The following is a 14,453-nucleotide window of genomic DNA, read 5'->3' on the forward strand; positions in this document are numbered from 1 at the left end:
TATTTCTACAAAAGTAAAAACCCGCCAATTGGCGGGTTTTTTTATGAAGTAAAGCTTAGCGTTTAAACTGATGCTTCCAAGCTTTTTTCTGTAGTTCCAGGCCTTTCCTTTTTTCTTCCCCAGACTGCAATCTTTATTCTGTAGGTAATATTGAATAATACGGGAACGATAATTAACGTTAAAAAGGTTGCTACGATTAATCCAAAAATAACCGTCCATGCTAATGGACCCCAGAAAACAACATTGTCACCTCCCATATAGATCTTAGGGTCAAAATCAGAGAACAATGAGAAGAAATCAATATTTAGACCTATTGCCAACGGAATAAGCCCTAAAACCGTAGTTATTGCCGTAAGGATTACTGGTCGTAACCTAGCTTTACCGCCTGTGGTAATAATTTCAGTTACTTCGTCCAAAGAAATAAGGTCTTTGTCATTAAGGCCCAATTCTACTTTCTTTCGGTCAATAAGTATTTGGGTGTAATCCAATAGTACCACCCCATTATTGACTACGATACCTGCAAGTGAGATAATACCCATCATGGTCATCATAATTACAAAAGACCATCCGGTAATCATCAATCCGCCAAAAACACCAATGAAACTCAAAAAGATAGCGATCATAATAATAAGTGGCTTGGAGATACCTCCAAATTGAAAAATCAATATCAACATGATCAATCCAAGTCCAGAGAAAAAGGCGCCTACCAAAAATTGCATTTGTGTATTCTGTTCTTCGATTTGACCTGTAAAGTCAATTTCTACATTCTCAGGAAGACCTTTAAAGTTGTCCATTTCTTTCTGAATCTCAGCTACAATAGCTCCTGCATCACTAAAACCAGGTTTTAGTTGAGAATATATAGTAACTACTCTTTCCTTGTCTTTATGTTTAATGGCGCTAAAGCCTGAGGAATTTTTCTGTTTGGCTACTGCCGCAACTGGAATTTCCTTGATCTGACCATTTGCTGGGTCTCTAAATATGATATTTTGATTAAACAGGGCATTTTTATCATACCTGATATCTTCATTAAAACGCACGTTAATGTCGTAATCATCACCATCAACTTTATATACCCCTGCTTTTTCACCAAAGAGAGAGCGTCTTAATTGCAGACCGACTTGACCTACAGATACACCAAGTTCACCTGCTTTTTCACGATCAACAACCACCTCCATGGAGGGTTTGCTTTTGTTTACATCGATTTTCAATTCTTCAATACCAGCAATATTTTTGGTGTTAATGAAGTTTCGAACATCTTCAGCGGCACTAATCAGTTCAGTATAATCTTTACCTTGTAGTTCTATGTTGATGGGGTAACCTGCTGGTGGTCCATTAGACTCTTTTTCTACCGAGATAGCTACACCAGGATAAATTCCGGTAAGCGCCTCTTGTATTTCCCCACGGAGTATTTCCGTATCACGACCTTCTCTATACTTATATTCACGCATAGATACGGTTACCTTTCCACGGTGTGGCATTTCTGCAGCAGAACCACCATCCGTTTGAGGGTTTCCAGCGCCTTCGCCTACTTGAGATACAGCAGACTCTACTAAATAGTTGAAATCACCATTTGTATATTTATCTTGATTGGCAACTGCAAATACCCTAGCTTCAATTTCTTTGGTTAGCTTATTGGTTTTTTCAATTCCAGTACCCTGCGGATATTCTATATAGGTATATATCTCGTTAGGTTTGTTGTCTGGAAAGAATTCTACTTTGGTACGTCCACTTCCTAACGAAGCGCCAAAAGCCACGAAAACAGCAATCAAAAGAAGGAATGTAATACCAAAGTACCAATACACATTCTTACCTCTAAGGGAATGTGCAATACGTCTTTCGTACCAGTTCTCAAAACTTACCATAGCTCCATTCTGAAAGCTGATGGCCCATTTTTTAAGGGCGTATTTGTATATCCAGAACATTACTGCGGTTACAATCATTACTGACCCTAAACCACTCATTGCTCCTCCAAAAATTAATATAAAAATCCCGAATCCGCATAATATGGCACTAATTCGGATTAAAGACTTTACGGTGAGTTCTTTTTCGCCAATTTCCATAAACTGAGAAACCAACATAGAGTTCATGAATATTGCCACGAAAAGTGATGAACCAAGTACTACGGATAAGGTGATTGGGAAATAAATCATGAATTGCCCAAAAATACCTGGCCATAAACCTAGTGGTACAAATGCCGCCACTGTGGTTAAGGTTGATATGATAATAGGGAATGCAATTTCACCAATACCCTTTTTAGCCGCCTCGGTACGGGACATGCCTTCGCTCATTAAGCGATACACGTTCTCAACTACAACGATACCGTTATCCACCATCATACCAAGGCCCATAATCATACCGAACAGTATCATCGTGTTCAAGGTGTATCCCAAATTATTCAATATCATAAAGGACATGAACATAGACATGGGAATAGCAAAGCCTACAAAGAGTGCATTTCTGAACCCTAAAAAGAACATAAGCACCGTAACAACCAAGATAATACCAAAGATGATATTGTTCACAAGGTCATCTACCTGGTTAAGCGTTCTTCCGGAAGAATCATTGGCAATGGTGATGTTCAAATCTGCAGGAAAATAATTTTCTTGCTCTTTTTTTACAATCTCTCGGACCTTAGTGGTCGCCTCAATCATATTTTTTCCTGAACGTTTTTTGATATCTAGCATAACTACACTAGTACCAAATTCACGAGCGTAAGTAGTTTTTTCCTCTTCGGAGAAACTTACCTCTGCAATGTCTTTTAGGTAAACGGCTCCGTTTTCTGATTTTACTACAAAATCGTTTAATTCTTTGGGATCTTTAACCTCACCGAGAATACGAATGGTTCGCCGTTGCCCACCGGATAAAATATTACCTGCAGACATGGTAGAATTACCGTTGCCAATAGCGCTTATGATATCTTGAAAACTGACTTTAGAGGCCATCATTTTATAGACATCTACCGCAATTTCTACTTCTTTTTCCTGTGCGCCACGTATATTTACTTCCTTAACTTCCGGAAGGTCTTCAATCTCATCTTGAAGATATTCAGCAAATTCTTTCAGTTTTTCCACGGGATAATCTCCGGTGAAATTCACGTTCATAATCGGGAATGATTCCGAAAGATTCAGGTCAAAGACATTGGGTTCTACTTTTGCGTTATTGAAGGTGGGCCAATCTTCACTGGCCTTTTCGCTATCTACCTCGTCTTTTACCTTCTGTTTGGCTTGCTCAACAGACAGCTCTTCATCAAACTCAACTGTAATAATAGAATAATCTTCTTGTGAGGTAGAAGTTACTTCTACTACGTTACTCACGTTTTTTAAACGGTCTTCAAGTGGGTCGGTAAGCAATCTTTCTACGTCTTCCGCTGTGTTTCCTGGGTAAATAGAGCTAATGTAAATCTTAGTCTCTACAATTTCAGGGAAATCTTCCCTAGGCATAGCGAAATAAGACTTTAATCCCAACCATAAAAAAATGGCGATCATTACATAAATGACCGAGGGATTGTCAATTGCCCAAGAAGATAGGCTAAACTCTTTGCTAGCATTTTTTTGCTGTTTACTGCTCATCGGTCTGGTCGTTTAGAATTTTAACCTTCTGGCCATCTTTAACGCTCCTTGCGCCTTCTTCAATAATATGGTCGCCATCCTTTATGCCTGACAATACTTCAATTTGGCTACCTTGGGTTTTACCGGTTTTAATAATGCTCTTTTTAAGTATAGCCTCATTCTCTCCGTCCGTTAATTCGGCAATGTATACGTATTGATCTCCTTCTGCATTTTCTGAGATAATGCCTTGGGGAATAACAATTGCATTTTCGCTTGTATAATCGTTAATGTTCACCTTTGCGGTAAGGTTAGGCTTAATATTTCCTTTCTTATTAGGAACTGGAATTTCTACCGTAAAGGCTCTGTTGCTAGGGTTGATAAAGTTACCAGTCTGTCTTACTTTAGTAATGACGGTATCTCCGAGTACGGGAAAATATACTTTAGCCTCTTTACCTACTTTAATACCACCTAAATAAGTTTCAGGAACATCTACTTCTATATACATGTCCGAAAGGTTCACGATACGAAATACTTCGGAACCTGGTCCCGGTGAAACTACGGTACCTTGGTCCTTAATCACATTATCAATAATACCTGAGAAAGGTGCTCTAATAGTTGATTTCCCTAATTGACTCTGAGCTTGTTTTATAGCAGATTCAGCAGCTTCGTAATTAGTCTTAGCTGATAAATACTCTATTTCGGAACCTATTTTTTGCTCCCAAAGGCGTTTTCTTCGTTCAAAAGTAGTTTTGCTAAGTTCTGCCTGTGTTTTAAGTTGAGATAGTTGACTGCTGCGTCCACCATCATCTATAGATGCTAATAGCTGACCAGCATTTACTCTTTGACCTTCTTTTACATAAACACGTTGTAAAGTACCGGACATTTCTGGGTAAACAAGAACGTTCTGTTTGGTCATAACGTTCCCTTGCAGTTCTAAGAAGTGATCAAACTTGGCAACCTTGGCAGTTACCGTAGTAACTAAAGGTAACTTTTCATCACTGTTCTTAGTTGCAATAACAGAATCAAGCTGGTTAAGCTCTGCTTCTATAGCTTTTTGTTTTTCTGAAAGCTCGCTCTTTTTTGCTCGGATACTTTCTAAATCACCCTGTGCAATAATATCGCTAACAGAGGCTTCCTTTCCGCCGCAAGCGGAAAAAAGTAAGGCGGCAGTTGCTAAGTATAGTATTTTTTTCATCGTAAAAAGTTTGTTGTGTTATTTATCTTAATTACTTAAGATTAGAATTGGGTTCGTTTATAATGACCTCTAACTCAGTTTTTCTGTTAATGACTTCTACCATAGATTGTAGGTAGCCTTGTTGAGCGTCGTAAAGTTGTGTTTGTGCCTGTCGTAAATCAAAACTGCTGGCAATACCTTCTTTATATTTAATCTGATTTTTGTTTTCTATACGTTCTGCTAAACCTAAGTTTTGCTTGGCTGTTTCATATTCTTCAATAGAAAGAATATAATCGCTTTTGGATTTTTCAAGTTGAAGACGTATTTGCTCTTCTGCTTCAGATAGCTGAGTTTTTGATTTTTCCATAGCAATTTTGGCTCTTGCTGTACTGGCTGAACGTTTACCAGAACTGAATAACGGTATATCAAGACTAACACCTAATATAGACGAGTCAAACCATTCTTGGTCACCTTTAAAGAAGCTAAAGTCATTAGAGTAAGCAGAGGAACCGTAGTTAATGAAAGTGCTCAGAGTTGGTAGCGCCTTACTTCTTGCTAATTTCCATTCGTAGTAGCGTTGCTCGGTTAGATTCATGGCTAATTTATAGTCCACGTTGTTAGCCAAATTAAAATCTGTTTCCATTAGGGTGAAGTCGATTTGAGTTGTGACAAGGTTGTCTAAATCTTCCTCTAGTTTGGTAGGCGCATCAATGGCAATACCCATAACAAGGTTTAACATTTGACGCGTTATATTTTCTAGTCGAATTGTATTTTTCAACTGACTTTCAACAGAAGATAAAGTAATTTGTAACTGCTCAACACTTTCTTCATCACCAAGTCCATTTTCATATAGCTTGTTGGTTTCAAAAAGATTTTTATCCAGAACAGCCTTATTCTTTTCTAGAATCGCAACACTTTCTTCTGCTAACAATACATTGCCATAGGCTTCAACAACAGATTTTCTAACCTCTTGGTCTGTTTTCTCTTCATTATTGGCACTATAACTTAAAAATGTCTTGGTAGCCTGCACACCTACAATATAAGAACCATCAAAAATCTTTTGGGTTAACGTGGCAGTTGCAGTTGCAGATTGGGCTTGGCTAAAAATTACATCTGCATATGTACCTGGCTCACCTCCAAAGAATTCTGCAGGTATTACTGTAACAGGCTGTTTAAGTTGGTTTTGATAGCTAACAGAACCGCTAATTTGAGGAAGCCCATCTGCAATGGTTTCCCATTTTTGCTTGCGTGCATCTAAAAGGTCACGATTAGCGTTAATGGCGCTATAGTTGTTTTCTAAGGCAAATGCAATAGCCTCTTCTAAGGTGAAACTATAGGTTTTTTCCGGTGGATCTTGAGAAATTCCGAGCACGGTTGTTAACAGCGCTAGCAAAGTCAAATATACATTCCTCATTTATTCATGGTTTGAGTTGATAATTTCATTTAATACTTTTCTTCCTTTTGGAGTAACAATACCCCGTATATGATATTCTAAATAATCATCCATTAGAGATAGGGTGGGGAACTTTTCTTCAGGAAAAAGACGAAAGTCTTTAATACTTGTTACACCTAAAAAATAAATCCTAGATATAAATTCTATGTTTAGATTTTCCCTATAAATTCCCTGTTCAATACCTCTTTTTATATTGCTTATTACACATTTTTGCATTAGCTCAAATTGGGATTTTTTTAGCTTTTCGTGGATTTTAGGGTAAAATTTTTGCAATTGATATTGTGGCGATGCCTTCTCATCCTTTAGATGAATCATCACAAACCTCTTTATGTCGTAAAGTTCTTCAATAGGATCTTTATGGAGTGTGCAAATTTGACTGATACCTTCAGATATTTCATAAGAAAGATTGGTTGTACATTTTTGGACCAGAGCAGTTTTATTAGCATAGTGGGTATAAATAGTCTTTTTTGAAATCCCCATTTCATTGGCAAGATCATCCATAGTAACACTCTTGAATCCTAAATTCAAGAACATATTAGTCGCTTTATGTAAAATTTCCTCTTTCATAGAAGCTGCAAAGATAAGTTCGGAAACTTTAAAAACATAAATAGTTTCCAAAGTTTTGTAATAATTTAACATATCATTAAGATTGTTACAAATTAGTTTTGAAGTGTTTATTGACTTTTTGAGCTGCTTTTAATCGGATAGACAGTAATTCTGCTCCATATCAACCTGTTTTTGGACCTTAATTTTTTACAAAGTCTATTAAAGGCCTGTTCTTTATTTAAATGGTCTTATTTTTGAAAAAATTTTCTTGAATGCAGTCTATAGAATTTTACCGTTCAGAGTTTATTTCATTTTTAGAACAACAGGCAACTAAGAAGGAGCCTAAGAATCTTTACGACCCTATAACCTATATTATGGGGCTAGGCGGTAAACGACTAAGACCAGTTCTTACACTACTATCTGCCGAAATATTTGAAACCGATTATAAGATAGCTTTGGATGCTGCTTTGGCGGTAGAGACCTTTCACAATTTCTCATTGGTTCATGATGATATTATGGATGATGCTCCTTTACGTAGGGGGAAAACAACAGTTCACGAAAAGTGGGATATTAATACAGGGATTCTTTCGGGAGATGCTATGCTTATTACCGCATATCAGTTATTTGAAAACTATGATGGGGAAACGTTCAAAAACTTGGCAAAGCTTTTTAGTAAGACCGCTTTGGAAGTTTGTGAAGGTCAGCAGTACGACATTGATTTTGAGGAAAGAGATGATGTTACTTTGCCGGAGTACCTTAAAATGATAGAATATAAAACGGCCGTACTTGTAGCCGCTGCTTTACAGATGGGAGCGATTATCGCCAAAGCATCAGAAAAAGAACAAAGAGATATCTATAATTTTGGGTTGAATTTAGGTTTAGCCTTTCAGTTGCAAGATGATTATTTAGATGCCTTTGGTGATCCAGAAACTTTTGGAAAGCAAGTTGGTGGGGATATTATTGAGAATAAAAAGACATATTTGTACCTGAATGCCTTAAAATTGAGCTCATCGGAGCAGAAAAAGGAATTATTGGATATGTATTCTATTCAGCCGAAAGACCCATCCGCAAAAATAGAAACGATAAAAGAAATTTTTATCAAAAGCGGTTCAGCGGAATATACCCAAAGAGCTATTGAAGATTATACTGAACGGGCATTTAAGCTTTTGGAAGCTTTAAATATCTCATCTGATAAAAAGCAAATTCTACAAGAGTTTGGAGAAGGGCTTATGCGCAGAAGGGTTTAGGTAAGTTTCTTTATTCTATTGAACAGTGCCTTTACAAAAGGTTTCGTTGGGCAGGCAGATATAAACTTGAAGTCTTCTAAGAGGGTAGTTTCCTCGTCTAGAAATTTAAATATTAACTGTGGAGGGCATTCTTTAAATAGCGATTCAAATATTTTGTGTCCTTGGTCATTGTGCTTAGCTAGTACGTCTAGAAATAACAAATCGTAGAACCCGTATCTGTTTCTAAAATTCAATTTGTTTAATGGTCTTCCTGTTTTCAGAAATTCAATTAATACTGGAACTTTCTTTGCAGTACTCATAAAGGTATAGCCGGTACTGGGTTTTGCCCATCCGCCAGCAGTTCCTATATAGCGTATGTTCTTTGTGTGGTGTTCTCTAAAATTGTAGGCGGTCATGGGTATGCTGCCCTGTTCGGTTTCGGTGATTTCGTAAGTTCCACATTTCAAATCATGTTCTAAATAGCGGACCAAAGCTTCTTCATATTCTTCTTTTGATAAACGGTTCTCAGAGAATAGTGTGTATTCTACTAAAGCTTCGGTTTTAGAAAATGGTAGGATATACATAAAACGGAGATTCCCTTTCTGTGGAATGGAAAAATCCATGTAAGTGGCCTGATCAGGTTTAAAAATAGGTTTTTCGGTCTTTATGGTCCATCCTACAAAATGCTGTTGTAACACAGGATATTTTTTTTGATGGGTTGCCATTTTGTAATTAAAGCTACTGGTAAAGACTTTTGAAGCGCAATAACTAGAACAGTCTGTGGTGATAGTTACCATAGAACCTTCATCTTTTACACTTGTGACTTGCTCTTGCCGGAAAGTAATATTTGGTTTGTCTTTTAGTTTATGAAAATAGGCCTTGTAGAAATCAGCTCCACGGACCATTTTGTACTGGTAGGGAGCAATGGCATAGTCTTGTGAGAATTCTGTACTTCCAAAGTAAATATGATTCCATGTTTTAGAAACGATGGATTTAAACTCTCCTTCGCCTTTTTCCCAAAAACACCAAGTTCTATCGTTAGCTATTTTAGCATCCTTATCTAATAACAGAATAGACTTATTTAAGAAAAAGTTATCTTTGACCATGGCACTGGCAAGCATTAAGCCAGCTGCGCCGGCGCCAATAATGATATAGTCAAAATTTGTTTCCTTTTCCAAGATGTATTTTAGAGTCGTTACTTTTCCAAAAATAGCGATTCTATTCAAGCGTATTCAATTTTTAATTAATGCGATAGCGTAAACCAAAGAAACCACGAATACCTTGGTTAGGTCCATATACGTAAGATGGGTCAAAAGTTAACGCATTTGGATTGTTGGGTGTGGCTACTACACTGCCATTAGAATCAAAGGTTACATTTTTGTCAAACGGGTCGTTCGCACGGGCAATGATAAAAGGGTTTCCGCGGTTGGGGGTCCAATCCAATAGATTTTTTACACCTGCATAAAATTCAAAATTTTCAAGTCCTTTCCAAGTGAATTGAATGTTTTGAATACTCCAAACAGGTGAAAAGTCTCTTCTAGGATCTGTGGGACCAAGGGTTGGCAATCGCATTGGTCCATAGATATTCCCCGTATAATCTACAGATAAATTTAGTTTTTTAAATTCGTATGAAGCGTTCCAAGTCCCTGTATAACTTTCAGTCAATATTTGGCGTTTGGTAACTCCATTTTCGGTTTGACTTACATCTTGATAAGTAGCGCCAATTAAAAATTTGAATCCGCCAGGAAATGAAAAGTCAACATTGGCACTAGCTCCTTTTGAAACCGATTTACCATTCAGGTTATCATAGATAATTTTGTTCGGGTCCGTATCGTAATCCGGTAAGATGGCGTTACTAAATTTTGTGTAAAACAGGGAAGCATCTAGACTAACAAAAGTGCCATTGTCCGCATATATTTTTTTGAGGTAATTTAAATTAGCGTTGAAAGATTTCTCTGGATTAAGCTCTTCTGTAACTACAACTTCTCGGGCGCCCGTTAGAGCGGCGTGTTCTTCCGTAAATAGATTAACGACCCTAAAACCTGTACCAGCATTAAGGCGTAGAATATCGTTATCCGTTACCTTGTATCTGTAGGCCATTCTTGGGGTGTAAATATTACCATGTCTTTTGTCATAATCGTAGCGCATGCCTAAAAGCAAAGAGTGCTTGTTGGCCAAAGCAATCTCATCTTGTATGAATAAACTAGGTATAACTACTTCGTCTGCATTAGTTGTGGCGGTGGTATTATCGTCATAATAGTTGTACCGTAACGCTGTTCCAACAAGAAGGTCATGATGCTCAAGAGTTTTGTCCCAAGTAAACTGCCCAAAACCAATACGCTGATCAGCAATGTAAGGGATGTCTCCATATACAGAATTTTGGCTGTGATCATTATATGAGAAGGAAAACAGTACTTTTTCTTCAATAGGTAATTCATATTTGCCTAAAACCTCCCATCTGCGGGTGTATATACTTTCTCCATAAACTTCATCGCCACCTCTAAATTCTGGCGTCCATTGCATTTCACCGCCCCAGCGATCTTCGTAGAAAAAACGTCCTGCCAATGAGAGTATGCGATTGTCCTCGCGCTGAAAATTCCATTTTTGAAATACAGAAATTCTATTTTGTAATGTTAAGTCTGTAAAGTTGTCTCCGTTATTGTCAATAGGTTTGTCGTAATTAAAGTAGTTGACCCCCAAAAGCATATCAGTCTTTTTTCCAAAGTTGATTTTTGTGCCAACGTCAATATTGTATTCTCCCCAACCCGTTACAAATGCATCAGCAAAGAAATCTGGGGCATCTAAAGTACTTTTGGTAATAATATTGATTAAACCACCCACTGCTTCACTACCGTAAAGAGAGGAGGCAGGGCCTTTTATAATTTCAATTTGTTCTATTAGGGAGTTTGGTATTCCAGAAAGACCGTATACTGTACCTAGACCACTAACAATGGGCATTCCGTCAATAAGTACTAATGTATAAGGGCCTTCAAGTCCGTTAATATGAATGTCACCGGTATTACAGACATTACAGTTAATTTGCGGTCGTACACCATTTACATTTTGTAATGCTTCAAAAATACTTGCGGTTGGATTCTTTTTAAGAAAAGTAGGACTGTAAACTTCTACGGGTACCGGGCTTTCAGATCGGCTCACTGCTTTTAGTGTTCCTGTAACAACCATTTCTTCCAATTGCTCAGAAGCGGGAATTATCTTTATGTCAATTGTTCTGTTTTCATTAGTTCTCAAAGTGATTTTTGTAGAGAAATCTTGATATCCTATTACAGAAACTTGCAATTTATAGGTTCCATTGGGTATGTCCTTTAAATTATACGTGCCATCTTCTGAGGTTGAAGTCCCCATTTTAGTGCCTTTTAAGTAAATGTTTGCGAATGGAACCGTTCCTTGATCATCGGTAATGGTTCCGTTAATACTGCTGTTTTGAGCATTTACTAATCCTGTAAGAAGAGTACATAATAAATATAGACTCGACTTTAAATATATTTTCATCAGTATAAATTAATATTTAGACAAATCTAAATATTTGTTTTTAGATATAAAAATGTATTTTTGTATGATTGAAATTTTATGACACTATCAGAAGAAGATTATATAAAAGCCATTTATCATTTAGGAAAGGGTGAGAACAATATTGTTTCAACCAATGAGGTTGCGGAGCAAATGAAGACGAAACCTTCTTCCGTTACTGATATGATGAAGAAACTTTCGGAAAAAGGCGTTGCTAATTACAGGAAATATAAGGGGGTCTGTCTCACGGAACATGGTCTAAAAGTGGCCTTAACCCTTGTTAGGAAGCATAGATTGTGGGAGGTTTTTTTAGTTGAAAAGTTGAACTTTGCTTGGGATGAGGTACATGAAGTTGCCGAGCAATTGGAGCACATTAAGAGTGAAAAATTAACGGATAGCTTAGATAAACTTCTTGGTTTTCCGCAAGTGGATCCTCATGGAGATCCTATTCCGTCCAAAAACGGGGAATTTAAAAAGGCCGTAAAAAAGCTTTTGAACGAAGTACCAGTAGGTACAAGTGGCACCTGTGTTGGTGTCAAAGATTCATCCGCTCCATTTCTTAAATTTCTGGATAAAAATAGAATTGCTTTAGGGGACACGATTTTAGTATTGGAAAAGGAAGAGTTTGATGGGTCGTTGCATATTCAGGTGAAGGGGAAGGATATTCGTATCTCTGATCAAATTGCAGCAAATTTATATCTTAAAATAACGGAATAACATGCAAGAGGTAATTGATTATTTTGAATCTATAGACCCAGTTTTAGCAGCATTTTACGCTACGCTATTTACTTGGGGTTTAACTGCTGCAGGCGCAGCTTTGGTTTTTTTATTTAAAGGTATGAACCGGGCACTTTTGGATGGTATGCTGGGTTTTACGGGTGGAGTTATGGTAGCGGCGAGTTTTTGGAGTCTTTTGGCACCAGGTATAGAAATGAGTCCTGGTGATGGATTCGTAAAAGTGATACCCGCCGCTGTTGGATTTCTTCTAGGATCACTTTTTATATTTGGTTTGGATAAAATACTACCGCATTTGCACATTAATTTTAAGGAAAGTGAAAAAGAGGGAATCAAAACCCCTTGGCACCGTACTACATTATTAACCTTAGCAATAACACTTCATAATATTCCTGAAGGTCTGGCCGTAGGTGTACTTTTTGGTGGTGTTGCTGCAGGTTTTGAAGGCGCAAGTATTGGTGGTGCCGTAGCTTTGGCTTTGGGTATTGGTTTACAGAATTTTCCAGAAGGTTTTGCTGTTGCTATGCCATTAAGAAGACAAGGGCTTAGTAGAACAAAAAGTTTTATGTACGGGCAAGCTTCTGCTTTGGTTGAGCCTATAGCTGCTGTTTTAGGTGCGTGGGCGGTAATGACTTTTCAACCAATACTACCTTATGCTTTATCTTTTGCTGCTGGAGCCATGATTTTTGTTGTGGTGGAGGAAGTAATACCAGAAACGCAACAAGACAAATACACAGATATTGCTACTATGGGCTTTATAGGTGGCTTCATTGTAATGATGACCTTAGATGTGGGTCTAGGATAGGTTTGACCTGACTCTGGTTGCAAAAATTGGTTTTCAGCTTATCTATGGTTTTGGTTAATTATGTTAAATGTAGGAATAAGTTTACGTTTATTTTTTAACTTTATCAGACACAAGATAACTGGAAGAATTCCGTTTTATATAAAGACTAGCTTTTTCCGATACAGCTCGTCAGTGAAAACTTATATTTATGATAGCCCCCAAGAACCACGAACATGAAGCAGAACGACTCGCACTCTTAGAATCGTATGCTATTTTGGATACTGAGTTAGAGGAGGATTATGATAATTTGGTCTTACTTGCTTCTGAGATTTGTGGTACACCTATTTCTGTAATAACACTTTTAGATAAAGACCGGCAATGGTTTAAAGCGCACCATGGCTTAGATGTTGCTGAGACGGAAAGACAATATTCTTTTTGTGGATATACAATTAATGAACCTGATAATTTACTTATCATTGAAGATGCTAGGGTTGATGAAAGGTTTAATGGTAACCCCGTGGTAGAAGATGCTAATGTTGTCTTTTATGCTGGTGTAACCCTTAATGGAGCTAACGGTTTACCTTTAGGAACGCTCTGTGTTCTTGATCATGAGCCCAAACAACTTAGCGAAAGTCAACTTAGTGCTTTAAGAATACTTTCTGATCAAGTAATGAACTTATTAGATCTTAGAAAGAAAAAAATGGAGCTGGAAAAGGCAAATGAAGATCTTAAACTTGCCAATCGCGAACTAGATAATTTTGCTGCTGTTGCTGCCCATGATTTAAAATCGCCTTTAAACAATATTATTACATTGTCTAATTGTTTGGAAGATTTTTATGCACCCAAAATGGATGATGAAGGAAAGCAAATTATTGAATTTATTAAGAGCTCTTCAGAAACTTTGAAAAAGCTTATCACTGGCTTACTTAATTATAGTAAATCTGGTCAGTTTAACATAGACGATAAAACTACCATACTTCTGACTGATTTACAGAAAACCATTAATGAACTTTTTGGTGGCCAGAAAGAGTGCACTATAAAAGTAAAAAGTAATTTAGAGTCTATTTATGCAAACAAGATTGCAGTTGAACAAATCTTAATTAACCTAATTGCCAACGCCGTTAAATACAATGATAAACCCAGCATTGAGATAGAACTAGAGATAAGAGAGCAGGATGCTTTTTATGAGTTTTTAGTAAAAGATAACGGACCAGGAATCCATGAAGATGATCAAGAAAAAATCTTCAAGATATTTGAGGTAATTTCTGAACAAGATCGTTACGGAGAAAAAGGAACAGGTATTGGTCTGGCCACAGTAAAAAAGGTAGTTGAAGGTCTAGGCGGAAATATTAGTGTTCTCTCCCAACTTGGTGAAGGCGCAACATTTACCTTCACCATTAAGAGCCCAATAGTTCTAACACCTACTATGGTGTAATTCCCACTTTTGCTAATCCAGTTT

The 14,453-nt window shown here is 37.3% G+C and carries 10 protein-coding genes; 4 read left to right on the forward strand and 6 right to left on the reverse strand.

All coding sequences use genetic code 11. The features are described 5' to 3' along the window. Window positions 1-62: 62 nt before the first annotated feature. The 4 genes from HW347_RS19665 to HW347_RS19680 are packed head-to-tail and all read right to left on the reverse strand — an operon-like array spanning window position 63 to window position 6,742. Entirely contained in the window at window positions 63-3,569 is a 3,507-nt protein-coding gene (locus HW347_RS19665) for an efflux RND transporter permease subunit (protein WP_214613437.1), read from the reverse strand. Further along, complete coding sequence (locus HW347_RS19670) at window positions 3,559-4,743, reverse strand: efflux RND transporter periplasmic adaptor subunit (RefSeq protein ID WP_214613438.1); 1,185 nt, start codon at window positions 4,741-4,743, stop codon at window positions 3,559-3,561. Before HW347_RS19670 ends, HW347_RS19665 begins: the two co-directional genes overlap by 11 nt. A gap of 31 nt (window positions 4,744-4,774) precedes the next feature. Continuing rightward, window positions 4,775-6,136, reverse strand: coding sequence for a TolC family protein (locus HW347_RS19675; RefSeq protein ID WP_214613439.1), 1,362 nt, complete (start codon window positions 6,134-6,136; stop codon window positions 4,775-4,777). Next, entirely contained in the window at window positions 6,137-6,742 is a 606-nt protein-coding gene (locus HW347_RS19680) for a TetR/AcrR family transcriptional regulator (protein ID WP_214613487.1), read from the reverse strand. It lies immediately after the preceding gene. A gap of 251 nt (window positions 6,743-6,993) precedes the next feature. Between HW347_RS19680 and HW347_RS19685 the strand changes: the two genes are divergently transcribed. After that, on the forward strand, window positions 6,994-7,968 hold the full coding sequence (locus tag HW347_RS19685; protein WP_214613440.1) for a polyprenyl synthetase family protein: 975 nt from the start codon (window positions 6,994-6,996) through the stop codon (window positions 7,966-7,968). Here the strand turns inward: HW347_RS19685 and HW347_RS19690 are convergent. Continuing rightward, a complete protein-coding gene (locus HW347_RS19690) occupies window positions 7,965-9,173 on the reverse strand; it encodes a lycopene cyclase family protein (RefSeq protein ID WP_225901999.1) in 1,209 nt (402 codons plus the stop codon). The two genes, HW347_RS19685 and HW347_RS19690, sit on opposite strands and share 4 nt — an antisense overlap. 13 nt (window positions 9,174-9,186) lie before the next feature. After that, window positions 9,187-11,457 carry a TonB-dependent receptor gene (locus HW347_RS19695; protein ID WP_214613441.1) on the reverse strand — a complete coding sequence of 757 codons (2,271 nt, stop codon included), beginning with the start codon at window positions 11,455-11,457 and terminating at the stop codon, window positions 9,187-9,189. 78 nt (window positions 11,458-11,535) lie between these two features. On the opposite strand from HW347_RS19695, the gene HW347_RS19700 reads away from it, so the two are divergent. The 3 genes from HW347_RS19700 (at window position 11,536) to HW347_RS19710 (ending at window position 14,429) form a co-directional block, all read left to right on the forward strand. Beyond that, window positions 11,536-12,192 (forward strand): metal-dependent transcriptional regulator, encoded by a 657-nt coding sequence (locus HW347_RS19700; RefSeq protein WP_194532942.1) that lies wholly within the window; start codon window positions 11,536-11,538, stop codon window positions 12,190-12,192. Between the two features lies 1 nt (window position 12,193). Beyond that, complete coding sequence (locus HW347_RS19705; RefSeq protein WP_155595116.1) at window positions 12,194-13,015, forward strand: ZIP family metal transporter; 822 nt, start codon at window positions 12,194-12,196, stop codon at window positions 13,013-13,015. 187 nt (window positions 13,016-13,202) lie between these two features. After that, window positions 13,203-14,429, forward strand: coding sequence for a sensor histidine kinase (locus tag HW347_RS19710; protein WP_214613442.1), 1,227 nt, complete (start codon window positions 13,203-13,205; stop codon window positions 14,427-14,429). Window positions 14,430-14,453 lie beyond the last annotated feature (24 nt).

The organism is Zobellia barbeyronii (genome assembly GCF_018603515.1).
Taxonomy (GTDB): domain Bacteria; phylum Bacteroidota; class Bacteroidia; order Flavobacteriales; family Flavobacteriaceae; genus Zobellia; species Zobellia barbeyronii.

Excerpts from the sequence above, each read along its gene's own strand:
- HW347_RS19665 (WP_214613437.1), bottom strand. The coding sequence starts at position 3,569 with ATGAGCAGTAAACAGCAAAAAAATGCTAGCAAAGAGTTTAGCCTATCT.
- HW347_RS19670 (WP_214613438.1), bottom strand. The coding sequence starts at position 4,743 with ATGAAAAAAATACTATACTTAGCAACTGCCGCCTTACTTTTTTCCGCT.
- HW347_RS19675 (WP_214613439.1), bottom strand. The coding sequence starts at position 6,136 with ATGAGGAATGTATATTTGACTTTGCTAGCGCTGTTAACAACCGTGCTC.
- HW347_RS19680 (WP_214613487.1), bottom strand. The coding sequence starts at position 6,742 with ATGAAAGAGGAAATTTTACATAAAGCGACTAATATGTTCTTGAATTTA.
- HW347_RS19685 (WP_214613440.1), top strand. The coding sequence starts at position 6,994 with ATGCAGTCTATAGAATTTTACCGTTCAGAGTTTATTTCATTTTTAGAA.
- HW347_RS19695 (WP_214613441.1), bottom strand. The coding sequence starts at position 11,457 with ATGAAAATATATTTAAAGTCGAGTCTATATTTATTATGTACTCTTCTT.
- HW347_RS19700 (WP_194532942.1), top strand. The coding sequence starts at position 11,536 with ATGACACTATCAGAAGAAGATTATATAAAAGCCATTTATCATTTAGGA.
- HW347_RS19705 (WP_155595116.1), top strand. The coding sequence starts at position 12,194 with ATGCAAGAGGTAATTGATTATTTTGAATCTATAGACCCAGTTTTAGCA.
- HW347_RS19710 (WP_214613442.1), top strand. The coding sequence starts at position 13,203 with ATGATAGCCCCCAAGAACCACGAACATGAAGCAGAACGACTCGCACTC.